Here is a 24,070-nt window from a genome sequence, read left to right as displayed (position 1 = left end):
CAGAAAGCAAATAAATGGATTGCCCAAATTTCTGTCACCATACCTACTATGGAAGGAACAGGAGTAAAAGTCATGGGGGTTGATTTGGGTTTAAAAGTTCCTGCCGTTGCTGTAACAGATGATGAAAAGGTACGTTTCTTTGGGAATGGCAGACAAAATAAGTACATGAAGCGTAAGTTCCGTTCTGAACGCAAAGCATTAGGCAAAAAGAAAAAGGTAAATGCGATTCGTAGTTCAAAAGATAAAGAACAACGTTGGATGAAAGACCAAGACCATAAGGTTAGTCGTGCTATCGTAAATTTTGCAAAAGACAATAAAATTTCTCGACCGTGATCGTGGGGGCGACTCGCGTTGACCAGCTCACGGATAACTTGCAGAGCGCTTCGCTTGCGCTCGATGCGGCGACGATGGAAAAGCTGGACCGCCTGAGCGACCCGTACCGTCACGGGGAGCCGTTTGCGGTGTACCGCCTGTCGTAGCTTGTCTGAAATAGAAAAAAACGATGCGAGAACAGCTTACGCGTCGTTTTTTTCCTGCCTGGATATTTATTATTCGGCTGCCATGGTGCTTTCTTTGAGGATGACGTCGTGCGCTCCGCCTTCGACGAGGCTGGTAGCGGAGATCAGCGTGATGCGCGCTTTTTGCTGCAGCTCGGAGATGGACAGGGAGCCGCAGTTGCACATGGTCGACTTGATTTTGCTCAGCGTGCGGTCCAAGTTTTCGCGCAGGCTACCCGCGTATGGCACGTAGGAGTCCACGCCTTCTTCAAAGACGAGGCTGCTTTTGCCGCCTGTGTCGTAGCGCTGCCAGTTGCGCGCCCGGTTGGAGCCTTCTCCCCAATATTCTTTCACGAAGTTGTTGCCGATCTTCACTTTTTTGGTCGGGCTTTCGTCGAAACGGGCGAAGTAACGGCCTAGCATGACGAAGTCTGCGCCCATTGCCAGCGCGAGCGTCACATGGTAGTCGTGCACGATGCCGCCGTCGGAGCAAATCGGTACGTAAATGCCGGTTTCCTTGAAGTATTCGTCGCGCGCTGCCGCCACTTCGATTACAGCGGAAGCCTGGCCGCGTCCGATCCCTTTTTGCTCGCGGGTGATGCAGATGGAGCCGCCGCCGATGCCGACTTTTACGAAGTCTGCGCCCGCTTCTACGAGGTAGCGGAAGCCTTCCTTGTCGACGACGTTACCAGCGCCGATTGGCACGTTGAAGTTTTGTTTGACAAACTGAACCGTGTCGCGCTGCCATTCGGAGAAGCCGTCGGAGGAGTCGATCACGAGGATGTCGACGCCTGCTTCCACCAAGGCAGGAACGCGCTCCTGATAGTCTTTCGTATTGATGCCCGCTCCTACGATATAGCTTTTATTGGCGTCCAAAAGCGACAGCGGGTTGTTTTTGCGGGAGTCGTAGTCCTTGCGGAAAACGAGGAAGTCGAGATTTTGGTTGTCGTCCACGATCGGGAGGCAGTTGAGCTTGTGCTCCCAGATCAGGTCGTTTGCTTCGGAGAGCGTGATGCCGGATTTGCCGTAGATCAGGGAGGAGAACGGCGTCATGATATCGCTCACAGGCTTGTCCAGCGAGTCGCGGCTGATGCGGTAGTCGCGTCCGGTAACGATTCCGAGCAGCTTGCCTTTGGCGGAGCCGTCTTCGGTCACCGCTACTGTGGAGTGGCCTGTCTGTTCTTTCAGTTCCAAAATATCTTTCAATGTGTGGCTTGGCGTCAGGTTGGAGCGGCTCACGACGAAGCCTGCCTTGTGGTTTTTCGCTTTGCGAACCATGGTCGCCTGGCTCTCGATCGACTGGGAGCCAAAAATAAAGGAAATACCGCCACATCTAGCCAATGCGACCGCCATATGATGGTCGGAAACTGCTTGCATGACTGCGGATGAGAACGGTATGTTGAGTTTGATCGCTGGTTTTTCGCCTTTTTTAAACTTGGTAATCGGAGTGGATAAGTCCACATTGTTTGGGGTGCATTCTTTTGTGGTCAGGTTCGGAAGCAGCAAAAACTCGTTAAACGTCCGAGATGGTTCTGTGTAATAAAAAGCCACAAGTCTCTCCTCCTGTATGATCTTTATTAGAGAAATTTTTATCATGGTAACCGCCAAGCGTAAGAACGTCAATAGGGAATCGAAAGAAGGGGTGTTTTTGCCGTGATTTTGCCGATGAATCGTGAACAAGTTCGTTCGCTCGCGCCCATTTCGCTGGAGCAGTCGTACATATTGTACGGCAATGTGGCGTTGCGGGCGGAGCGGAGCTTATTTGCGGCAGATGTGGAGGAGGGAGAGCTGCGGGCGGTTGGCTCGTATTTGCAGGGGATGCCGTTCCATGCGTTTTCCTTGCAGCTTTTTGCCGCTGAAAGAGACTACGAGGTGACGGAGATGCTGAATTATTTTCGCGAGCATCCTGCTGTCGATCTGGCTGCCGGGCAGACAGGGGTGTTCGCTGTGCCTCACGCTTGCCTCAAGCGGGTGACGATTCCAGGGACGCTGTCGCAAAGGGAAATGCAACTGATGAAGCTGGTCCGGCCGGAGAAGTTGCTTGCGCCGGGGGATTCTCGCCTGCTCGCATCGGCTGAGGCCGAGGTCGCCGTGGAGCTGGCGCAAAGAATCGGCATGATTAGCTTTCGCGCCGAGGAAGTGGTCGAGATGCCGCACATCGCGCTTTTTTCCGAGCAGGACGAGCCGATGGCCTTGGCAGGCTTTCACGTGTACGAAGAGGCGTTTGTGGAGATCGGAAACATCGGAACGAGCGAAAAGCATCGGCAAAAAGGGCTGGGGACGCAGATTACGTCCGACGTCAGCCGACTGGGCCTGGAAAAGTCGCCAAACGTCTATTTGATGGTGTTTGCCGACAATCCGCAAGCGATTCGGGTCTATGAAAAGCTCGGCTACGAGACAGTGTCTAGCTATGCTTTTGTCGAATTTGCTTTATAGGCAAGCGCGCAAAAAAAGAGCGATTTGGCCTCGATGGTTGGTTGCATCGGGCGAATCGCTCTTTTTGCTACTGGCTCTGTCAGCCTTTGAACGAGACGGGAATCGTCATGGTGAAGCAAGGCCCGTCCGCGTCATTGCGGGCATCAATCGTGCCTTTGTGGGCTTCGAAGACGGCGCGGGCAATCGCCAGTCCAAGGCCGTGCTTGCCGGATTTGCCTTTGCGGAAGCGCTGGAACAAGTTCGGCAGCAGCGCCTCCTCGATAGGCGGACCGTCGTTGGAGATGCTCACGACTACGTTTTGCCCAAGCTGTCGGCCGGTGATGGTCAGCCGGCTTTTGGCATAGCGCAGTTGGTTTTCCATGATGTTGACAAAAGCGGTGCTGAGCTGCTCGCCGTCGCCTTCCACGATCAAGTCGGGGGGCACGTTCACTTGCCACTCTACTTGCGGATTGAGCACGGAGAGCCGTTGCCGCAGCAAATGCATCATCTCCGACAGGTCGACGCGTCCTACCTGCATTATTTGGGAGACGGATTCGATTTTGGTCAAATACAACAACTGGCCGACGACCTTTTCCAGCCGTTTGCTCTCTTCCATGATGATCGCCAGCCCTTTTTCCGCTTGCGGTCCCTGGAAGACGCCCTCGATCAAGCCTTGGGTATAGCCCTGAATCGCCATGATCGGCGTTTTCAGCTCATGGGAAATGTTTTGCACAAAATGGCGCTGTGATTCGTCGTATTCCTTCAACTGGTTTTTCATCGTATCAAATGAGCGGGCGAGCTGGCCGATCTCGTCGCCGCGATCCATCACGAGCGGAATGTCGAACTGGCGGCGGGCGATCTTTTTGCACAGCTCGTCCAGACTGCGCAGCGGCCTGCTCAAATATCCGCTGAACCAGACAGCGAGCAGCCAGCTAACGAGCAAAAGCAGGCTGAAAATCAGCAAAAACTGCCGGGTGAGGATCGCGTTGATCTGATTCAGCTCTTTTTCCTTGGAGAACAGCACCATGTAGTACGGAAAGCCGTGATAGTCCATGCGCTTGCTGACGAACAGGTAGTTTTCGTCGCCGCGACTCAACGTGCCGTGTTGCAGTTGGCCGTTCGGGTGCGCGGCAGCCTTGAGGAACAATTCCCGCGCTTCCTCATACGGAATCCGCCCGCTGCTGCTGCGGCTGCCTAGCTCTCGTCCGTTTTCGGCGTAGACGATCATGTCAAACGAGTATTCGTAGCGGGAAAGCAGCAATTGCAAAAAGTAAGGAGCCGCAGCCGGAACGGGCAAAAGCTCGTTGTGTTCATTGAAGGAAATATGCTCGGACAACGTGTAAAACTCGTCCTCCAGCAGCGCGTACGTGTTGGAGACGAGGTATTGTTTGACGGCCAGCGGATAGCCGATGCCAAGTCCAATGCCCAGCACACTCGTCAACAGCATGAACAAAATGAGAATTTGCCGGGAGAGCGGCAAGTTTTTCAGCCGAAATTTGCTCATACGCGCGTCATCCGGTAGCCGAAGCCATAGACCGTTTCGAGTGGAAACTTGGGCATTTTTTTGCGGATTCGCTTGACCAGGTCATCGACGGCACGGTCGGAGCCGATGTAATCCTCGCCCCAGATCGAGGTCAGGATTTGCTCGCGATTCAGCGCCAGTCCCTGGTTGTGCAAAAGGTAGACGATCAGCTCGAACTCTTTGGTCGTCAAATCAATCAGTTCGTCGCCTTCTTTTACTTGCCGTCCTTTTTCTGAGATCATATAAGGACCGACCGTTACCCAATCCTGGAAAGTCTGCGGCGACACGACGGCAACACCTGGCTTTTCATAGGTGCGCTGCAAAAGCTTTTTCGCGCGAATGACCAGCTCGCGAGGCAAAAACGGCTTGGCGAGATAGTCGTCGCTGCCCAACTCCAGACCGATGATTTTATCCACGTCCTGGTCGCGGGCCGAGATGAAAATGATCGGGACGTTCGATTTTTGGCGGATGAGCCGGAGCAGCTCGTAGCCGTCGATATCCGGCATCATGATGTCCAATATCCACAAATGGGGCTGAGTTTCTTCATCAAGCAGCGGCAGCACCTCGGTGCCGCTGGAAAATGCCTTGACCTGCAATCCGGCGCTTTGCAAGTACGATTGCAGCAATTCTAGCAGGTTGGTTTCATCGTCCACCAGATAGACAAGGTAGGGGGTGTTCATGGTTTTGCCCTCGCTTTGCATCTGTTTTCCATTATTATAGCATAGCCAAAAAACGAGATGTGTGGGAGGCGCGTAAGAGAATCGTGGAAAACGTGTGGAAGCAGGAATCCCCTCCGCTCTCGCGAAAAATGAAGAAGGGAAAAAACGGCACCGACAGATGGAAAGGAGCGATTTCATGAAACGACAGACGAAAACGTCACTCATGCTACTATCCTTGCTGCTATTTGTTACGGCTTGCGCCACGCAGCCGGTGGATACGCAGCCTACTCCGGCTCCAGAGCAGCCGACCGCTCCTACCGTGCAAACGCCGCCGGAGGCGAACCAACCGATCCAATACCCGTACACTGCCCCGTTGACAGGACTCGGCAGTCAGGAACGACTGGACAGCAAGCGCCCGATCATGGTCATGATTAACAACGCGCCGCCAGCGCGGCCGCAGACAGGGCTGAACAAGGCGGACATTATCTACGAAGTGCTGGCCGAGGGCGAGATGACTCGCTTTTTGACGATTTACCAAAGCCAGCAGCCGGACGTCATCGGGCCTGTTCGCAGCATTCGCCCGTATTTCATTCAGCTCGGCATCGGCTTTGACGCTGTGCTCGTCCATGCAGGCGGCAGCCAGGAAGCGCTGGAAACGCTGGCGCGGTCCGACTACAGCCATCTGGACGAAATCCCGAACGGCCGCTACTTCTGGAGGGAGAACTTCCGCAAAATGCCGCACAACCTCTACACCAAGCCAGAGCTGATCCAGCAGGCGATGGAGGACAAAGGCATGCGCTCAACCGCTGAAGTGCCTCACTTCACGTTCCTGCCCGCAGATGCAAAGATCAAGGAAGGCGAGCCGGCGACACAGGTGGATTTGACGTTTCACTCGTTGAACAAGGCTGCCTTTACATACGATGCCGAACAAAAGAAATACATGCGCTTCACGGCTGGCAAGCCGCATGTCGATCTGAGCGACAACAAGCAGCTTTCGACGACGAATTTGCTGGTCATCTCGGCCAAGCACCGCGTCCTCGACAGCGAGGGCCGCAGACAGGTCGATGTAGTCGGCCCGGGAGACGGTTATTTGTTCCAGCAGGGCAAAGCCCGCAAAATCAAGTGGAAGCGCAGCAACGGCGTCATTCGTGCCTACGAGGACGTTGCGCTGACGCAGGAGGCGCCGCTTTTGCCGGGAAATACATGGGTGGAAATCCTCCCGACTACCCCGGATCTGTCGCAATCGTTGAAGTTCCAGTAGGGATTGGGGCTTGCGGATGAAGGCGGTTTCTTCTAAGATTAATTGTAAGGCTTTAGTGCTTAAAAATTGTACAGCGAGAAACCGTCCGGAAGACGGAGACCATAATCGGGGTGACGAACATGCAACTGGAAAAACTGAAGGGGAAAGGGATTGAACAGCTTTTTGAAGCGATTCTGTCTCTGGAAACAATGGAAGAGTGCTATCAATTTTTTGACGATTTGTGCACGGTAAACGAAATGCAGTCGCTGGCGCAGCGGCTGGAAGTAGCGCGCATGCTTCGCAAAGGCTTTACCTACAACCAGATCGAAGCGGAGACCGGGGCCAGCACAGCCACCATCTCCCGCGTCAAACGCTGCCTGAACTACGGCAACGACGGATATCAGATGGCGCTGGAGCGCATTGGAAAATAGCTAGGAGGCAGGCAACGTTGATTGACTATCGCAGTTGGCGCCATACGTTTAAACTGGACCCGGACAAAACGATCGACGACGAGGCGCTGGAACTGATTTGCGAGTCCGGTACCGATGCGATTATTGTCGGCGGCACGTACGGCGTGACATTCGACAACACGCTCGATCTGATGTCCCGCATTCGCCGCTACGCGGTTCCGGCTGTGCTGGAGATTTCTTCGCTCGATGCGGTTGTGCCCGGATTTGATTCGTATTTGATCCCGCTCGTGCTGAATGCGGGTGATCCTGACTGGACGTTTACGCCGCACGTCACCGGGCTGAAAGCATATGGCGCCTATATTCACTGGGACGAGATCATTACGGAAGGGTATCTCATCGCCAATCCCGCAGCAGGAGTGGCCGAGCTGACGCGCGCGCGGCCGATCGCAGACGCCGCAGAAGCGAAGGCATACGCGCAAGTCGCGACCAAAATCTGCCGTTTGCCTGTCGTCTATTTGGAGTACAGCGGCACCTACGGCGATCCTGCTATCGTCAAGGCGTGCAAGGCAGGGGCCGACGAAGCCCACGTCTTTTACGGGGGCGGCATTCGCACTCCGCAGCAAGCGGCGGAAATGGCGGCGATTGCCGACACGGTAGTCGTGGGCAACGTGATTTATGACGACCTGCAAGCAGCTTTGGCGACAGTGGCTGCCGTGAAGGGTGAACAATAGCAGACAGAAGACGAGAGCCAGAATGATGGAAGGCTCTCTTTTTTTTGCGAAAGCATATATTTTGGAAGAAAATGGGTTGGGGCGCAGCCGCGTGACAGATCGTGCAGGCTGCTTTTTTGTTGCCTTGTTTAGCTGGAAGCGAGCAAGGTTCGGGTAGTCTGACATAAGAAAAAATGAGCAGCCGTGCATGATTAGCAGCAGGTGGACCGGTTCGTTTAATTTTGGAAACGGCGGGGAAACTAACCGAAAATCTGGTAAGGGGCAGAATATAGATGATATCCGATTTCAAGCGCTTCCTGATCGGAAGACCGATGAAAACAAACGAGCTTGCAGCAGAAAAATTAAGCAAAGTAAAAGCGTTAGCGGTCCTTTCATCTGATGCGCTATCTTCCGTAGCTTACGGAACCGAGCAGATTCTTCTCGTATTAATAACGGTGGGCGCTGCAGCGCTATGGTATTCCATCCCGATCTCGATTGCCGTTGTCGGCCTGTTAACTATCCTGATTTTGTCCTACCGCCAAACGATATTCGCTTATACGACAGGCGGCGGAGCATACATTGTGGCAAAGGACAATTTGGGAACCACGACAGGGCTGGTTGCAGGCGGTTCCTTGCTCGTGGATTACATTTTGACTGTGGCGGTGAGTACGTCCGCTTCCACAGACGCGATTACATCGGCATTTCCGGCTCTGCATGAACATCGCGTGCTGGTTGCCCTTCTGATGATTTTCATTGTCACGCTCTTGAATTTACGGGGCATCACGGAGTCGGCTACGATTTTAATGTACCCCGTGTATTTTTTTGTCGTAGCCATTCTCGCCTTAATCATTGGCGGCGTGTATCAATGGATAGCCGGGAACGTTCACACGCCATCTCCCGAATACGGCGCAGTTGTTCCAGGCATTACGTTATTCCTGCTTTTGCGGGCTTTTAGTTCAGGCTGCTCGGCATTGACAGGGGTAGAAGCTGTCTCCAACGCCATTCCGAATTTCAGGGAGCCAGCACCGAAAAACGCAGCTTTGACGCTTATCACCATGGGATTGATCCTTGGCATTATGTTCATGGGAATCAGCCTGCTGGCTTACGCGTACGGGATTGCGCCGAGTCCAAAGGAAACAGTAGTGTCGCAAATCGCTTCAACGGTTTTTGGGCGCGGAATCCTGTACTACTTCATTCAGGCTGTTACAGCGCTTATTTTGTTCCTTGCAGCCAATACGGCTTTTGCGGCCTTTCCTTTGCTTGCCTTTATGCTGTCGAAGGACAGATTCATGCCCAACATGTTTATGGTCCGGGGAGATCGTCTGGGGTTTTCGAACGGAATCATTTTTTTGGCGATTCTTTCAGGAATCTTAATTATTGCGTTTCAAGGAGAAACAGAAAATCTGATCCCGTTATACGCGCTTGGTGTGTTTATCCCGTTTACGCTGTCACAGGCAGGGATGATGAAGCGATGGATCACGAAAAAACCGCCAGGCTGGCTCACGCCTTTTCTGATTAATACGTTGGGCATGCTCACGACCTTGACGATTTGCCTGATCTTCTTGCTTACCAAGTTCACGCAGGTGTGGTCGATTTTTATTTTCCTGCCCATCGTCATTTTTATCTTCCGCAAAATTAACAGGCACTACAGAGATTTGGCCGATGAGCTGCGGCTGGATGTTGAAACCGATAAGCCGGAGCCAAAAGGCAGTGTCATTGTGATCCCGGTGGCGGGCATATCGCAGGTGGTAAAAAACACGATCAGTTATGCGCAATCATTGACGGACGACATCGTGGCTGTCTATGTAGGATTCAGTGATGAGGACATGAAAAAAATGGAGGAAAAATGGGCGCAGTGGAATCCGGGAGTGCGCTTGATTGTTTTGCGTTCGCACTACCGTAGTATCATCAGGCCGTTGTTTAAGTTTATTGACACGGTGGAATGGAAAAAGGCCGAAACCGACCATGTTACGGTCATGATTCCACAGTTTATTACAAAGCGCTGGTGGCATAACCTGCTGCATAACCAGACGAGTTTGCTGATTCGGGCGTATTTATTTGCCAGGCAGGATGTGAAAATCGCTACGGTGCCGTATCGGTTGAAGAAGTGAGGCGTTGCATTTTTGTTGCAGTTGTCCAAACACCTTCCGCACTAGAATGGCAGTCGCGATCAGCGTGAAACCTCCAACGAAAAGCTTAATTCGATTGTCGAAAAGAAACCGCCGAATTTGTACATTCTGGCGGTTTTTAGGCTGCTATCTTTATTTTTTTAATTCCTCTAGCAACTTTATGATTTTGTCGTTTTGTTTGGCTATGCTCCTTAAATTAAACGCAGCAGCTAACAGAAGAGTCACTATTTCAGGCATGTAGAAGACTTCCAAAATAGTCATCATCTTCATCTCAATAAGTAGGATATCGGGTATAGGTGAAACGAGCAATCCATCAAAAGAACGGATTGCTCATTTTTTCCAAATTCACTTCGAAGAGGAAGGGCCAGAAGGGTCAATACTGTTAAATGCAAGCCCTAGCAAGCTATCAGGCGCGCCCCCGCTCCTTGCTGCCCTTCAAAAGAGGCGTCACCCGCATATACGTGCATACGCGCCACACCCATTCCAGCGGCCCCATGCGAAAGACCGACAGCCACAGCATGCTGCACGCCATTTGCAGCGCGTAAATGCCGAGACAAATGAGCGTGGACTGCCAGTAGCTGAGCGTGCCGTACCAGCCAAACAAATAGCCGCCAGCCAAAATCAGCACCGTCTGTCCCACGTAGTTCGTCAGCGCCATCCGCCCGTAGCTGGTCAGCGGCGCCAGCGCCTTTTGCACGCTGCGGTGCTCCAACAGCCGGATCAGCGTCGTTGTGTAAAACGCCGACATGACAAAGCCTGTCGAGGTCAGGGCGATCGTGTAATACGTAAGCTCCAGCAGTTGTTGCTCCGAGATATCGTCCACGACGATCGTCTGGGCCGACATGAACGGATCGGATGGCAGGAATTGATACTGGGCGTACAAGCCGAGCAGCGTGAGCGCGAAGGCGATTCCTTGCACCTTTTTGATCGCGGGCAGGAAGCGGGGAATGTCCTGAAAAACCCCGAATTGCCCGACGGACAGGCCGAGAATGAACAGCGGCAGCACGAGAAACGGCTTCACGCCTGTGGCGCAAACCAGGATGGAGAGAATAAGACCGATTGCCAGATTTGTTTTAGCGCGCAGGCGGTAAAAAGGCATCAGCATAAAGCCGAAGATGGCGTAAATGAACAACGCTTCTCCCGGATGAAACATTTTGTGCACGAAGCCGAAGGCCAGAAGCGCAATCAATCGGCGAATGAACAGGGCGGTGCTGTTTGCGCCTTTTTCTTTTGCCCGGCTGACAAACAGATGGAAGCCGACGCCAAACAAAAACGAGAAAATCACGAAAAAGCGCGATTCCACGGCAAAGTTGAAAAACTGGAACAGCCAGGCGTCAACGCTGCCGGGAGCAGGTGTCTGCACGGAGAGAAGCGGCAATATGTTGACCAGGACGATGCCGAGCAGGGCGAACCCGCGCACGGTGTCCAATGTGTTGATCCGTTGGTTCCCGATGGGAGCAAAGGCTGACAAGCCGATCACTTCCTTTTTTCCATAGATGAATGTCCAAACAAAAACAGACACCTCTTCATCCTACCGCACAGGGAGGGGCGAGGAAAGAGAATTGGCTTACGACGCCCTTACAAAATCGGAAGGAGCCTTTTTCGCAACTAACGGGCCTGACGCGTCGTCTACATGTTATAAATCAGGAAAAAAGAGGAGGCGCGAGGATGAAGCCGATTGCGCGGGGAAGGTGGAGGCTCGCGGCAGGCATCGTCTATTACCGCGGGAAAAGACGGATTCAGTGGCTGGTGGGACGAACGAGATTCGCCCGCGAGAAAAAAAGCGAGCTGCTTTCGCATGTGCATTTTTCCCACCAGACGATATTGCTGCGGCGGTTGCAAAACGTCGAGATGTGGATGCAGCACAACAAAGTCATCAATTTGCGACTGGCGACAGCTCGCCTGGACAAAGTAATGCTGCGGCCGGGTGAAACCTTTTCCTATTGGAAGCTGATTGGCAAGCCGACAAAAGGAAAAGGCTACGTGGAGGGGATGCTGCTCTCGTACGGGCGCGTCACAGCCGGAATCGGCGGCGGGTTGTGTCAGCTCTCGAATTTGCTGTACTGGATGACGCTGCATACGCCCTTGACGGTCACCGAGCGCCACCGCCACAGCTACGACGTTTTTCCCGACGCCAACCGGACGCAGCCGTTCGGAAGCGGTGCGACCTGTTTTTACAACTACCTCGACTTGCAGATCGAAAACCGGACGAAGCAAACGTTCCAGCTTCACGTCTACCTGACCGACACGCATCTGGTCGGAGAGTGGCGCTCCGACATGCCCCCGACACGAACGTATGAGATTATCGAAAAAGAACACGCCATCACCCCGTCGATCTGGGGCGGCTACGAACGGAGCAATCAGCTTTACCGCAATGTGTATGCGCAGGACGGGACCTGGCTGGAACAGGAGTGGCTGACGGAGAATCGCGCCTATATGATGTACGAGCCGCTTTTGCCAAAAGGATGATCTTTCCTCGCCCGTTTACGAACTGGAACTCAAGTGCGATCTGTGCGAAAATAGGAACATATGCACTCGTCTAGGGAACGTGGAAAGGTGGACTTATACATATGGTTTTAGCAGAACGAATTACAGCAGGCTTGAACCCGCAGCAGCGGGAAGCCGTACTGACTACAGAAGGCCCTGTCCTGATTTTGGCCGGTGCGGGCAGCGGCAAGACCAAAGTGCTGACGCAGCGCATCGCGTACCTCATCAGCGTGAAACAGGTGGCGCCGTGGAGCATTCTCGCCATCACCTTCACCAACAAGGCGGCGCGGGAGATGCAAAACCGCGTGGCGGCGATCATTGGCGGCGCGGCGGCGCAGGATACGTGGCTGTCGACGTTTCACTCCCTGTGTGTGCGAATTTTGCGCAGAGACATTGACCGACTCGGCATCAGCCGCAGCTTTACGATTCTCGACGCGGGCGATCAGTTGTCGGTCGTCAAGCAATGCCTGAAGGAGCTAAACATTGATCCCAAGCAGTATGAGCCGCGCTCGATTTTGGCTGCCATCAGCGGAGCGAAAAACGAACTGACAGACCCGGACACTTTCGCCAGACTTGCCGGAGATCCGTTTGCGCAGGTCGCCGCGAAGGTGTACGAGGCGTACCAGAAAAAGCTGAAAAGCAACCAGTCGCTGGACTTCGACGACTTGATTATGACGACTGTTCGCCTGTTCAAAGAAGTGCCGGAAGTGCTCGAGTTTTACCAGAAAAAATTCCGCTACATTCACGTGGACGAGTACCAGGATACGAACCGGGCCCAGTACCTGTTGATCTCCATGCTCGCGGACAAATACCGCAACGTATGCTGCGTGGGGGACGCCGACCAAAGTATTTACAAATGGCGGGGCGCGGATATTTCCATCATCCTCAACTTTGAAAAAGACTATCCGGAAGCGAAGCTCATCAAGCTGGAGCAAAACTACCGCTCGACAAAAACGATTTTGCAGGCAGCCAACGAGGTGATCGCCAACAACAAGCTGCGCAAGGAAAAGAAGCTGTGGACGGAAAATCCGGGCGGCGACAAAATCATGTGTTTTCAGGGCGACTCCGAGCACGACGAGGCGTACTTCATCGTCGATACGATCCGCAAGCAACTGCCGCAGTACAAGCGCTACGACAAGTTTGCCGTCCTGTACCGGACAAACGCCCAGTCCCGTGTGGTGGAGGATGTGTTCATCAAGTCGAACATTCCGTACACGATCGTCGGCGGAACGAAGTTCTACGACCGCAAAGAGATCAAGGACATCCTGGCTTACCTGCGCCTCATTTCCAACCCGGACGACGACATCAGCCTGCAGCGCATCATCAACGTGCCCAAGCGCAATATCGGGGACACGACGGTTGAAAAGCTGCAAGCGTACGCCAATGCAAACGGCCAGTCGCTGTATCAGGCGATTCAGGAGGCCGCCTACATGGGGCTGCCGTCGCGCACGACGAATGCGATTTTGTCGTTTAACGACCTGATTACCAACCTGATGCAGATGACCGACTACTTGAGCGTGACCGAGTTGGTAGAGGAAGTGCTGAAGCGCTCCGGCTACCGCGAATCGCTCAAAGAGGATAAAACGATCGAAGCGCAGGCCAGACTGGAGAACATCGAGGAGTTTCTGTCTGTGACGCAGGAGTTTGAGCGCAAAAACGAAGACAAGAGCTTGCTCGCGTTTTTGACCGATCTGGCACTGGTTGCGGACATCGACTCGCTCGGAGAAGACGGGGAAAAAGAAGAGGTAGCGGAAAATGGGCAGGTTGTCCTGATGACGCTGCACAGCGCCAAAGGTTTGGAGTTTCCTGTCGTGTTCCTCGTCGGCCTGGAGGAAGGCGTGTTCCCGCACAGCCGTTCGTTGTTTGACGATGCCGAGATGGAGGAGGAGCGCCGCCTCGCGTATGTAGGCATTACCCGGGCAGAGGAGCGGCTGTACATGACGTGCGCACGGATGCGGACGCTGTTCGGCCGGACGAATGTGAGCGTGCCATCGCGCTTTTTGCAGGAAATCCCGCCAGAGCTGTTGGAAGGAAACCCTGCTGCTGCGGAGCGGAGCTTTGGCGGCAGTCGCGGCGGAGCATTCGGCCAGCGCGATCCGGGGGCGAGAGCGTTTGGCTCCACGACTTCGCAAGCAGGCGGCGGTGGCTTCGGCGCGACAAAGCCGGGCATGGCGCAGCGCTTTGCCGGAGGCTCTCAGGCAACGTTTTCCCGCCCAGGCATGCAGGCTGGCGACAAGCTACCCGGACACGGCCAGGGAGCTGGAGTGGATTGGAAAGTCGGGGACAGGGTGCAGCATGGCAAGTGGGGCACAGGCACTGTCGTCAAGGTCAAAGGCACGGGAGACGACATGGAGCTTGATATCGCGTTTCCAAGCCCGACAGGCATCAAGAAGCTGCTCGCGAAATTCGCACCGATACAGCGGACATAAGCAGAACTATCGTTAAAGTAAAGGATGAACGAGATGGATCGATTGACGGCGGAAACAAAAATCAAGGAATTGGCGAAACGAATTGAGCGGCATAATCGTCTTTACTACGAAGAAGATCGGCCTGAGATTACCGACCAGGAATACGATCAATTGATGCGGGAGCTTATCGAGCTGGAAACCCAGTTTCCAGAGCTGGCTTCCCCGGATTCTCCTACTCAGCGCGTTGGGGGGGAACCTTTGCCATTCTTTGAAAAGGTCGTGCACAAGACGCCGATGCTCAGCCTTGGCAACGCCTTTGGCGAAGCGGACATCAGAGATTTTGACCGCCGCGTCCGCCAGGCAGTGGGCAGCCAGGCCGTGCGTTACGTGGCAGAGCTGAAAATCGACGGGCTGGCCGTTTCCCTTCACTACGAAAACGGGGTGTTTGTCCGCGGAGCGACGCGCGGGGACGGAACGATCGGCGAGGATATTACGCAAAACCTGAAAACCATCCGCTCGATTCCGCTCAGGTTGACCAGGCCGCTGACATTGGAAGTGCGCGGCGAGGCATACATGCCAAAGGCTGCCTTTGAAAAGCTGAACCGGGAGCGGGAAGAACGCGGGGAACCGTTGTTTGCCAATCCGCGCAACTCGGCGGCAGGCTCGCTGCGCCAGCTCGATCCGAAAATTGCCGCCTCCCGTCAGCTCGACATCTTCATCTACGGCATCGGCGAGCTGCACGGCGAGACTGTCGAGTCCCACAGCGAGGGGCTGGACCTGCTCGAATCGCTCGGGTTCAAGGTGAATAAGGAGCGCCGCGTCTTCGAGGACGTCGGGGAGCTGCTCGCTTTTATCGAAAGCTGGACGCAAAAACGCCCGAGCCTGCCTTACGAAATCGACGGCATGGTCATCAAGGTAGACAGCTACGCGCAGCAGGAAGAGCTGGGCTATACAGCCAAAAGCCCGCGCTGGGCCATCGCCTACAAGTTTCCTGCGGAGGAAGCGATCACGATTCTCGAAGGCATTGAGGTGTCGGTAGGACGAACCGGGAGCGTGACGCCAACGGCCCTCTTGAAGCCGGTCAGCCTGGCGGGCACGACGGTCAAGCGCGCTTCCTTGCACAACGAAGACATTATCCGGGAAAAAGGCTTGCTGATTGGCGACCACGTCGTCGTGAAAAAAGCGGGCGACATCATTCCCGAGATCATTGCGGTACTGCCGGAGCGCCGCACCGGGAACGAGACGCCGTTTGCCATGCCGACGCATTGTCCGGAGTGCGGCAGCGAGCTGGTGCGGCTGGAGGAAGAAGTCGCCCTGCGCTGCATCAATCCGATGTGTCCGGCGCTGATTCGCGAAGGCATGATTCACTTTGTGTCCCGCACAGCGATGAACATCGACGGACTGGGTGAAAAAGTGGTGGCGCAACTGTACCGCGACGGCATCATTCACAGCGTGGCAGACCTGTACTACCTGCACCAGCAGCGCGATGTGTTGCTCGGCATGGAGCGCATGGGCGAGAAGTCTGTAGACAACCTGCTGGCAGCGATTGAAGCGAGCAAGGAAAACTCGCTGGAGCGCGTGCTGTTCGGCCTTGGCATTCGCCTGGTCGGAGCCAAGGCAGCGCGTGTGCTGGCGGAGCATTTTGGCCATATGGACGCGATCATGCAAGCTTCCGAGGAAGAGCTGACGCAAATTAACGAGATCGGGCCGAAAATGGCAGCGAGTCTCATCAACTACTTCGCCCAGCCGCAGGCACAGGCCGTCATCGAGCGGCTGAAGGCGGCCGGTGTGAACATGGAGTACAAAGGCGTTCGCGTCGAAGCGGGGGCAGATTTGCCGTTTTCCGGCAAGACGATTGTACTCACGGGGACGCTGACGCAAATGTCCCGCCAGGAGGCAGAGGAAGCGATTGTCCGCCTGGGCGGCAAGGTGACGAGCAGCGTCAGCAAAAAGACCGATCTGGTCATTGCGGGAGAAAAAGCCGGCTCCAAGCTGGAAAAGGCCGAAAAACTGGGCGTAGCTGTCATGGACGAAGCCGGATTTTTGGAGATTCTCAAATAACAGCGCCGAAAGAGAAAACAGCGGCGACAGACGGATGAGCAAGGGAAGGGACGTGAAGAGCATGGGTAGCTTTAAGCGATGGGGAATAGGAGCAATGGCAGTGCTGCTCTTGGGCGGTTGCAGCGATGGCGGCGACGTACAGGAGAAGCCAGCTCCCTCTTCGGTTATGGCGGCTGCTCTGCAAGGTGACTTGACCTATCAGGACGTTTTGGAAAAGGGAGAGACGATTCATACGCTGGCGATGACGCCGGATGCTGCACATGTATGGGTGGGCACGCATGCGGGACTGTACAGCTCCACTGGCGGAGGCTTGTGGGGGCTGTTGTCGACGCAGTTGGAGCAGTTTGACACCGTCGGCTGGTTTGTGGACCCGGAAGATACCGCACACATTTATGTCGGTGGAAGCGAAGGGGTGCGACGCTCTGCGGACGGCGGGAAAAACTGGACCCCGGCGAGCAACGGATTGCCTGAGCCTGCTCAGATTCGCAGCTTTGCAGGTACGCGCCAGGGGGAAAAGGTTCGCTTGTTCGCCTTCGTGTCGGGCGAAGGCATCTACCAGTCGACAGACAAGGGAGGGTCGTGGACTCTCTGGCAGCCGATGGACCAGGAAGTATATGCCATGGATTTTGACCCGAACGAGAACCGTCTCTATGTAGCGGCACAATTCAGCTTGCTCTATAATGAAGAGGGGCAGTGGAAGACAGAGGAGATTCCGGAAGCAGAACAAATCTATTCTCTCTCCGTCAACAGGCGTACTGGCGTTCTCGCTGTCGCAACTGAAAAAGGCGTCTATGAAAAAATTGAGGGAGAGTGGCGTTTGCTCGATGCGCGCTCACCGGAAAAGCTGATCGTCATCGCCTCGGGCGACGGCGATACAAAATGGGTGGGAATCGGCGAATCGGCGCTGATCTACAAGCTCAGCGACAATCGCTGGACCAAATGGAATTAGTCCCATTTTTTCAAGACAAAAGGAGTAGCGTATGAAAGCGAAGTTTTTGACAGGATGCAGGTACGCAGCCGCGATTGTGCTCGCGATTGCAACCGCTGGCTGCTCGTTGCTGCCAGGGGGCAAGGATCAAGCGCCCGAGCCTACCGCGCCATCCTTGTCTGAAGTAGTGGAAGTGTCCGAGGATTACTACGGCAGCATCACGCCGTACAAGCCGAATTTGACGCGCGGCATGCTCAGCAGCACGAGATACCGGATTGATTTCAGCCACCTGGAGCTGGGCTTGATGGAGTTTGCCCGCGATACGTTCCCGACCTCCGAGTATTATTTCCAGGAAGGTCAAGTGGTGAAAAAAGAACAGGTAGCCCAATGGATTGCCCAGGAAAAGGCGAGCGGAACGAACGGGCAGCAGAAAAACGGCATTCTGGTGCACGTACTGGAGCATGACTACCTGAACAAAAAAGACAAACAGCTCGCCGGGATGGTGCTGGGCTTGTCTGTTTCGCCGAACTATCAGGATGCAACGGGCAAGGAAATGGTCTACACCCGGCAGGAGCTGCAAGCAAAAGGCCAGCAACTTGCCGCCACCATCGTTTCGACGTTGCGGGTGAGCACGCCGAACGTGCCGATGCTGATTTTGCTGTATCAGGTCCCAGAGGCAAATTCTTCGCTCGTGCCGGGCCATTTCATCATGTCCGGCACAGTGGCGGCCAACGATTCGGCCGTTTCGAAGTGGCAGCCGATCGACGAGGAGTTTTTCCTCTTCCCGAGCGCGGACGTCGAGAAAAAATACGCCCAGCAGTCGTTGCAGTACGACAAGCTGATGCGGCAAGCGCAGGCTTACTTCGGGGAGTACGTCGGCATGACAGGCGTGGGACGCTTTATGGATGGCAGGCTGACCGAGCTGACGATCACGGCAACAGCGGAGTACGACTCGCGGACAGAGGTTCTGCAGTTTACCCAGTATGCCGCCGGAAGCATCAACCAACTGTTCGACAAAAGTGTTCACGTCAACCTGTACGTCCAGTCGATGAACAAACCGCTGGCGATTTATATTCGCCCGACATCCGGCGAACCGTACATGCATCTTTATCGTCAATAAACGGACAGAAGCCCGATTTGCACCAGCCAAGGTGTGAATCGGGCTTTTTGTGCAGTGAATGAACAAAAGTGTATATCATTGAGCAGTTTATAAACATAAGTGTCAGATTTCGTTTTTTGAACTTGGCTGTTGTTTTTCGCGAAAAATGCAAACACTATCGTGGTCGAGCAACTCAGTATTAGTTGGTATGATCCTTGCATATATTTTATGAGTGATCTCAGGAAGAAATCGATAAGGAGGCGTCACCGAATGCAAGTTGAATTCAAAAACGAGGCGTTTACCAATTTTAGCCTGCCGGAAAATAAAAAGGCATTTGAAGAAGCACTCGCCAAAGTAGAAAGCGAGCTTGGCCGCGAGTACCCTCTCATCATTGGTGGAGAGCGCATTACAACCGAGAAAAAATCCCGCTCCATCAACCCTTCCAACAAAGAACAAGTAGTGGGCGTCGTTTCCCAAGCAGACCAGGCGCTGGCTGAAAAAGCAATCCAGACAGCAGCGAGCACTTTCGAAACATGGAAAAAGGTACCTGCACAGGCGCGCTCCCGTTATCTCTATAAAGCAGCAGCGATTCTGCGCCGCCGCAAGCATGAATTTTCCGCTTGGCTCGTAAAAGAAGCAGGAAAAAGCTGGCCAGAAGCGGACGCTGACACAGCAGAAGCAATCGACTTCATGGAATACTACGGCCGTCAAATGGATAAGCTGTCCCAGCGCCATGACCTGCCGCGCATTCCGGATGAAGACAACGAGCTGTACTACATCCCGCTCGGCGTAGGCGTAGTAATCCCGCCATGGAACTTCCCTCTGGCAATCATGGTCGGTATGACAACAGCAGCTCTCGTAGCGGGTAACACCGTTGTGCTGAAGCCTGCTTCCACTACACCAGTAATCGCAGCGAAATTCATGGAAATTCTCGAAGACGCTGGCGTACCAGCAGGCGTAGTAAACTTCGTGCCAGGTTCCGGCAGCGAAATCGGCGACTTCCTCGTAGAACATACGCTGACTCGCTTCATCAGCTTCACAGGCTCCCGTGACGTAGGTCTGCGCATCAACGAGCTGGCTGCGAAACATCGCCCAGGCCAAAAATGGATGAAGCGCCTGGTAGCAGAAATGGGCGGGAAAGACTCCATCGTGGTTGACAGCGATTGCGACATCGAGTTGGCTGCACAATCCATCGTTGCTTCCGCATTCGGCTTCTCCGGTCAAAAATGTTCCGCTTGCTCCCGTGCGATCGTTCACCAAGACGTGTACGATCAAGTGCTGGGCCGCGTAGTCGAGCTGACCAACCAACTGACTGTAGGCGACGTAAGATCCAACGAGTTCTACACAGGTCCGGTTGTCGATGAAAAAGCTTACAACAAAATCCTCGAATACATCGAGATCGGTAAAACAGAAGGCAAACTGGTTGCAGGTGGCGAAAAAGGCCCAGAAACCGGCTACTTCATCAAGCCAACCGTATTTGCTGACGTAGATCCGCAAGCTCGCATCATGCAGGAAGAAATCTTTGGCCCAGTCGTAGCGTTCTGCAAAGCCAACGATTTTGACCATGCACTGGAAATCGCAAACAACACTGAGTACGGCTTGACTGGCGCTGTTATCAGCCGTAACCGTGCACACCTGGAGCGCGCTCGCGAAGAGTTCCACGTGGGCAACCTGTACTTCAACCGCAAGTGCACAGGCGCACTGGTTGGCGTGCATCCGTTCGGCGGCTTCAACATGTCCGGTACGGACTCCAAAGCGGGCGGACCAGACTACCTGCTCCTGTTCACTCAAGCAAAAATGGTTTCCGAAAAAATGTAAGAAAACGCACGACAAAGCTGCCTCCAAACGGGGGCGGCTTTTTTGCGCTCCTTTTGTCCACACTAATGGGTAAGAAAATGATGTGCGGGCAGGTGAGGGTAGCTGTTTACTTACATTGCTTCAGGACTCTCGACGTTTTTTCTCGTCTACTTGCTGATGCCGTTAGCGTACCGTCTGGCCTGGAAAACGAAGCTGCTGGACATGCCCAGAGGAAGAAAAGGACACAGCAGACCGATGCCTTTGTCCGGCGGGCTGGCGATGTTTGTCGGGCTGCTGTTGGTGACAACTTTTTTTGCAGGGGCGCAAAAAACGGTGGCAGTTTTGGCAGTCGGCGGTTTGCTGCTGGTGGCGATCGGCTGGGTGGACGACACCTTCAAAGCCCGGCAAAAAGATTTTCCGGCATTCCCAAAGCTGCTGGTGCAACTGGCGGTGGCCGTTCTCGCTTTTCTTTTGGATATCCGGTTTCGCGGCATCAGCTTGACGTGGCTCGGGGCGGAGGAAGGCGCGTACGTATCGTTTCCGTTGCTCGTTTCGTTGCTGGCGACGGTGCTGTGGATTGTCGGACTTATCAACATGGTGAATTTTTTGGATGGAGTGGACGGGCTGGCGGCTGGGGCGACATCGTTTTCCGCGATCACCTTGTTTTTTCTGTCCATGGCCCGGGGCCAGGAGGTGACCGCTCTGCTTGCGGTGGCGCTGGCAGGTGCTGCGCTTGCGTTTTTGCGCTTTAATTTTTATCCCGCAAAAATTTTCATGGGGGATGCCGGGTCGATGTTTCTGGGGTTTGCGCTCGGGGTAATCTCGTTAGAGGGCACAATGAAAGGGGCGACGCTCATTTCGTTGGTCGTGACGGTGCTGGCGCTGGGCTTGCCCGTCGTGGACACGATACAGGTGATGATTAGTCGGCTGTTGGCCGGATCACCCATGTACCAGGCAGATCGCAGGCACGTTCACCATCGGCTGATGTCGTTCGGGCTGTCGGCCAAGCAGACAGTCGTCGTCCTGTACTTGGTGAGCTTGCTGTTTTCCGTCCTGTCTGTGTTCCTGTTTTTATACGGGTGAGATCGTTATTGCCTTAACGTGGTGAAGCCATTGACAAAAGAGCGGCCGCCAAATGAGTTGGCGTAGCCGAAATCTATCCATAAAACGGCGAACGGCTCAGTTTTGAGCGGGATCGAAGAAAAAGAACTGGTTGCGTCCCGTCGCTTTCGCTTTGTACAGAGCCTTGTCCGCATTGCTCAACAACTGGTCCGCCTCGCTTGCGGAAACAGGGTAAAGCGCGATGCCGATGCTGGACGTAAATGAAAAAGTCTGGCCCTGAAAGCTCCACGGTTGCTGCAGCGAATGCAAAATCCGGGTCGCGACTTTTTCCGCCTGACGCTCGTTCTGGATGCCAGTGAGAATGACGACGAACTCGTCTCCCCCCAGACGCGCGACCGTATCCTGTTCGCGGACACAAGCCTGGAGGCGCTGGGCGAGCATTTGCAAAAAAACGTCGCCGGCGTCATGGCCCCAAGTATCGTTTATTTGCTTGAAATGGTCGCAATCGAGATAGAGGGCCGCGACCATTTCGCCGGACGCTTTAGCCTTTTCCAAAGCTTGCTGGAGATTGGCGTAAAGCAGGCGTCTGTTTGGCAAGCCTGTGAGCACATCGTGGTAGGCCATGTATTCGAGCTGCCTTTCCAGCTTTTTGCGCTCGGTAATGTCCCGGGTCACGGAAAAAACATGGGTGCAAACCCCTTCACAGTTGAAGACGGGAGAGAGGATCGACTCTCCGATCATGTTGCCGTTTGTCGTGAAGTGAGTGGGGCTTGCGTCTTCCACCGTCTGTCTGTACATGCTGTTGAGCAGGTCTGCTTTTTCCGGCGGATACACTTCCTCAATCAGCTTTCCGTAAGTGTCCTCAGTAAGACCTGCTCCTTTCATAGCGGCAGGATTCATCAGGACATACCGGAACTGGTAGGCCCCGTCGGCGTTTTTTTCCACAGCCATAAGGAAAAACATGTCCGACATGTGATGAAATAAGCTGGTCAAGATGTCGCCGTGCTGACTGATGAGAGTTGTGATATCAAGCTTCGCCATATCTGTAGTCTCCTGATTGTAGGCTTGTCCCATTATTATAGTATAGCAAGTCCGGGCAAGAAAATGATGAGACGTTGGTAATAGTGCAGGGTTTACTGGCTGTAAGTGGAGGTGGTAAAGTAAGGGTATTCGCTACTTGCTGTCTAATCGAAAACGATTAAGGAGTTCCACTTATGCGCAAAAAGCTGCTGCCAGGTCTGATTCATCGACTGCCGCAAAACGCAATGTCACGGACCATGGGCAAAATTACCGCTTCTCGCTTCAGTCGATTAGCGATCCAACACTACATCCGTCACTATAAAATTGATGCCTCCATCATAGAAAAGCCGGTAACGGAATACCGGACGCTCAAGGAATTTTTTACGCGCCGTCTGAAGCCGGGAGCAAGGCCGATCGCTCCCGGCAACGACGTTATCGTCAGCCCGGTAGACGGGACCGTCTCCCAGCTCGGCGACATATGCGAGGGCACGCTGATTCAGGCAAAAGGCAAGGAGTTCAGCGTGACAGAGCTGCTGGGCGGTTCCGAGGAAGAAGCAAAGCGCTACTACGGCGGAAAGTTCATCACGATCTACTTGAGCCCGCGCGACTATCACCGCATCCATATGCCGGTGGCAGGCGAGTTGGTGCGCTACAGCTATTTGCCGGGCCGTCTCTATCCGGTGAACCGGCTCGGGATTGAAAATGTGGACAGACTGTTTGCCCGTAATGAACGGCTCGTCACCTACATCGAGTCGGATGGCCTGGGCGAGATCGCACTGGTAAAAGTCGGCGCCCTGTTCGTCGGCAGCGTCAAAGTCGTGTACAATACCGCCACGACCAATATCAAGCACGGCCGGCAAACAGACGAGCCGATCGAAGGCACGCCGCACTACGCAAAGGGCGACGAGCTCGGCTGGTTCGAGTTCGGCTCGACCGTCATCCTGCTCCTGGAATCTTCGCAGCTAACATGGGCGGCAGGCGTGGAAAAAGGGAAGTCGCTGCTCATGGGGCAGTTGCTGGCGACGTTGCAAAAGGAACAAGCATAGCGGCTTGTTGCCTGAAAAATAGAAGCCGAATGAAAAAGGAGTCTGCTTTGGAGAAAAGGGACTCCTTTTTGCTATATATAGATGTTCCGCTGGTTGCAGACAAAAAGCTGATTTTAACACTGGGACCGCGTCCCGCCTACTGTCTCGCCTGTATAGGCATCTATGATATGTGTCCCGCTCTCGCAGTTGGTTTCGCGAATGTAACGGATATAATACTGCCCGTTTGCGTATGTGACAGAGGTGATTTTTACCGGGCCAAGAGCGGGGTTTTTGCTCAAAATGGCGGTCAGTACTTGCGTGGCTTCCTCCGGGGTAAGCATTTGCTGCCGGGGGACTGAAAGCAGCAGGTTGGACATGGGAAGCGCATGATGCGTAGAAAGGATGGCAGCCAGCAGCAGCACGATCATTGAGTTCAAGGGCATCCTCCTTATTTTTAGAAATATCCATTTTTTAGGTGCTTGTCTTTCATTATACGCTTCACGCGGTACCGTTCCAAGTCAAGACATTGCCAGGACGATGCCCGGCTCCGAGACATGCCAGACCGCATGCCAGAGCTGGAGCGATCGGATTCGCTCTTGTT

Annotated in this window: 20 protein-coding genes and 1 pseudogene; 15 read left to right on the top strand and 6 right to left on the bottom strand. The window is 54.1% G+C overall.

Annotation, left to right across the window (positions count from 1 at the left end; genetic code table 11):
- Nucleotides 1-324: pseudogene (locus AC3WJN_RS15780) on the top strand (RNA-guided endonuclease TnpB family protein); the annotation flags it as partial.
- 11 nt (nucleotides 325-335) lie between these two features.
- A complete protein-coding gene (locus AC3WJN_RS15775; protein WP_237716586.1) occupies nucleotides 336-479 on the top strand; it encodes a hypothetical protein in 144 nt (47 codons plus the stop codon).
- A gap of 69 nt (nucleotides 480-548) precedes the next feature.
- Here AC3WJN_RS15775 and AC3WJN_RS15770 read toward each other — a convergent pair whose 3' ends face one another.
- Entirely contained in the window at nucleotides 549-2,048 is a 1,500-nt protein-coding gene (locus tag AC3WJN_RS15770) for an IMP dehydrogenase (RefSeq protein ID WP_005833458.1), read from the bottom strand.
- Nucleotides 2,049-2,150: 102 nt separating this feature from the next.
- Between AC3WJN_RS15770 and AC3WJN_RS15765 the strand changes: the two genes are divergently transcribed.
- Nucleotides 2,151-2,933: a GNAT family N-acetyltransferase gene (locus AC3WJN_RS15765; RefSeq protein ID WP_005833459.1), complete on the top strand. Its 783-nt coding sequence runs from the start codon at nucleotides 2,151-2,153 to the stop codon at nucleotides 2,931-2,933.
- Nucleotides 2,934-3,012: 79 nt separating this feature from the next.
- Here the strand turns inward: AC3WJN_RS15765 and AC3WJN_RS15760 are convergent, their stop codons facing one another.
- The gene (locus AC3WJN_RS15760; RefSeq protein ID WP_005833460.1) at nucleotides 3,013-4,416 is read right to left on the bottom strand and encodes a sensor histidine kinase; all 1,404 of its coding nucleotides are present in this window, start codon (nucleotides 4,414-4,416) and stop codon (nucleotides 3,013-3,015) included.
- Complete coding sequence (locus AC3WJN_RS15755; RefSeq protein WP_005833461.1) at nucleotides 4,413-5,114, bottom strand: response regulator transcription factor; 702 nt, start codon at nucleotides 5,112-5,114, stop codon at nucleotides 4,413-4,415. The genes AC3WJN_RS15760 and AC3WJN_RS15755 overlap by 4 nt, the downstream gene beginning before the upstream one ends.
- 175 nt (nucleotides 5,115-5,289) lie before the next feature.
- Here AC3WJN_RS15755 and AC3WJN_RS15750 point away from each other — a divergent pair, with 175 nt between their 5' ends.
- From AC3WJN_RS15750 to AC3WJN_RS15735, 4 genes are all read left to right on the top strand, one after another.
- Nucleotides 5,290-6,354 carry a DUF3048 domain-containing protein gene (locus AC3WJN_RS15750; protein ID WP_007778655.1) on the top strand — a complete coding sequence of 355 codons (1,065 nt, stop codon included), beginning with the start codon at nucleotides 5,290-5,292 and terminating at the stop codon, nucleotides 6,352-6,354.
- A gap of 119 nt (nucleotides 6,355-6,473) precedes the next feature.
- Nucleotides 6,474-6,764: a YerC/YecD family TrpR-related protein gene (locus tag AC3WJN_RS15745; RefSeq protein WP_005833464.1), complete on the top strand. Its 291-nt coding sequence runs from the start codon at nucleotides 6,474-6,476 to the stop codon at nucleotides 6,762-6,764.
- Between the two features lie 17 nt (nucleotides 6,765-6,781).
- Complete coding sequence (gene pcrB, locus AC3WJN_RS15740) at nucleotides 6,782-7,474, top strand: heptaprenylglyceryl phosphate synthase (RefSeq protein WP_005833465.1); 693 nt, start codon at nucleotides 6,782-6,784, stop codon at nucleotides 7,472-7,474.
- Between the two features lie 272 nt (nucleotides 7,475-7,746).
- Nucleotides 7,747-9,564, top strand: coding sequence for an APC family permease (locus AC3WJN_RS15735; protein WP_007778646.1), 1,818 nt, complete (start codon nucleotides 7,747-7,749; stop codon nucleotides 9,562-9,564).
- Between the two features lie 424 nt (nucleotides 9,565-9,988).
- On the opposite strand, the gene AC3WJN_RS15730 is transcribed toward AC3WJN_RS15735, so the two are convergent.
- The gene (locus tag AC3WJN_RS15730) at nucleotides 9,989-11,104 is read right to left on the bottom strand and encodes a DUF418 domain-containing protein (RefSeq protein ID WP_005836497.1); all 1,116 of its coding nucleotides are present in this window, start codon (nucleotides 11,102-11,104) and stop codon (nucleotides 9,989-9,991) included.
- A gap of 146 nt (nucleotides 11,105-11,250) precedes the next feature.
- Between AC3WJN_RS15730 and AC3WJN_RS15725 the strand changes: the two genes are divergently transcribed.
- The 7 genes from AC3WJN_RS15725 to AC3WJN_RS15695 all read left to right on the top strand — a co-directional run bounded on the left by AC3WJN_RS15725 (nucleotide 11,251) and on the right by AC3WJN_RS15695 (nucleotide 21,445).
- Nucleotides 11,251-12,051, top strand: a complete 801-nt coding sequence (locus AC3WJN_RS15725; RefSeq protein ID WP_007778642.1) for a VanW family protein — start codon at nucleotides 11,251-11,253, stop codon at nucleotides 12,049-12,051.
- 101 nt (nucleotides 12,052-12,152) lie between these two features.
- Nucleotides 12,153-14,498, top strand: a complete 2,346-nt coding sequence (gene pcrA, locus AC3WJN_RS15720; protein ID WP_005836492.1) for a DNA helicase PcrA — start codon at nucleotides 12,153-12,155, stop codon at nucleotides 14,496-14,498.
- Between the two features lie 33 nt (nucleotides 14,499-14,531).
- Entirely contained in the window at nucleotides 14,532-16,538 is a 2,007-nt protein-coding gene (ligA, locus tag AC3WJN_RS15715; protein WP_005836487.1) for an NAD-dependent DNA ligase LigA, read from the top strand.
- 94 nt (nucleotides 16,539-16,632) lie between these two features.
- Entirely contained in the window at nucleotides 16,633-17,487 is an 855-nt protein-coding gene (locus AC3WJN_RS15710) for a WD40/YVTN/BNR-like repeat-containing protein (protein WP_005836485.1), read from the top strand.
- Between the two features lie 31 nt (nucleotides 17,488-17,518).
- Nucleotides 17,519-18,586, top strand: a complete 1,068-nt coding sequence (locus tag AC3WJN_RS15705) for a CamS family sex pheromone protein (protein WP_005836483.1) — start codon at nucleotides 17,519-17,521, stop codon at nucleotides 18,584-18,586.
- Nucleotides 18,587-18,835: 249 nt separating this feature from the next.
- Nucleotides 18,836-20,383, top strand: a complete 1,548-nt coding sequence (pruA, locus tag AC3WJN_RS15700) for an L-glutamate gamma-semialdehyde dehydrogenase (protein ID WP_005836481.1) — start codon at nucleotides 18,836-18,838, stop codon at nucleotides 20,381-20,383.
- 201 nt (nucleotides 20,384-20,584) lie between these two features.
- Nucleotides 20,585-21,445 (top strand): MraY family glycosyltransferase, encoded by an 861-nt coding sequence (locus AC3WJN_RS15695; protein ID WP_237716585.1) that lies wholly within the window; start codon nucleotides 20,585-20,587, stop codon nucleotides 21,443-21,445.
- Nucleotides 21,446-21,541: 96 nt separating this feature from the next.
- Here AC3WJN_RS15695 and AC3WJN_RS15690 read toward each other — a convergent pair whose 3' ends face one another.
- Nucleotides 21,542-22,465 (bottom strand): sensor domain-containing diguanylate cyclase, encoded by a 924-nt coding sequence (locus AC3WJN_RS15690; protein ID WP_005836474.1) that lies wholly within the window; start codon nucleotides 22,463-22,465, stop codon nucleotides 21,542-21,544.
- 173 nt (nucleotides 22,466-22,638) lie between these two features.
- Between AC3WJN_RS15690 and asd the strand changes: the two genes are divergently transcribed.
- Nucleotides 22,639-23,490: an archaetidylserine decarboxylase gene (gene asd / locus AC3WJN_RS15685; protein WP_007778623.1), complete on the top strand. Its 852-nt coding sequence runs from the start codon at nucleotides 22,639-22,641 to the stop codon at nucleotides 23,488-23,490.
- A 113-nt stretch (nucleotides 23,491-23,603) separates the two neighbouring features.
- On the opposite strand, the gene AC3WJN_RS15680 is transcribed toward asd, so the two are convergent.
- Nucleotides 23,604-23,897, bottom strand: a complete 294-nt coding sequence (locus AC3WJN_RS15680) for a hypothetical protein (RefSeq protein ID WP_005836470.1) — start codon at nucleotides 23,895-23,897, stop codon at nucleotides 23,604-23,606.
- Between the last annotated feature and the right edge of the window lie 173 nt (nucleotides 23,898-24,070).

The organism is Brevibacillus sp. FW306-2-1A-C05A, assembly GCF_058781555.1.
Note: the sequence above shows the minus strand (reverse complement) of the source record. Positions and strands in the feature narration are given on the sequence as shown.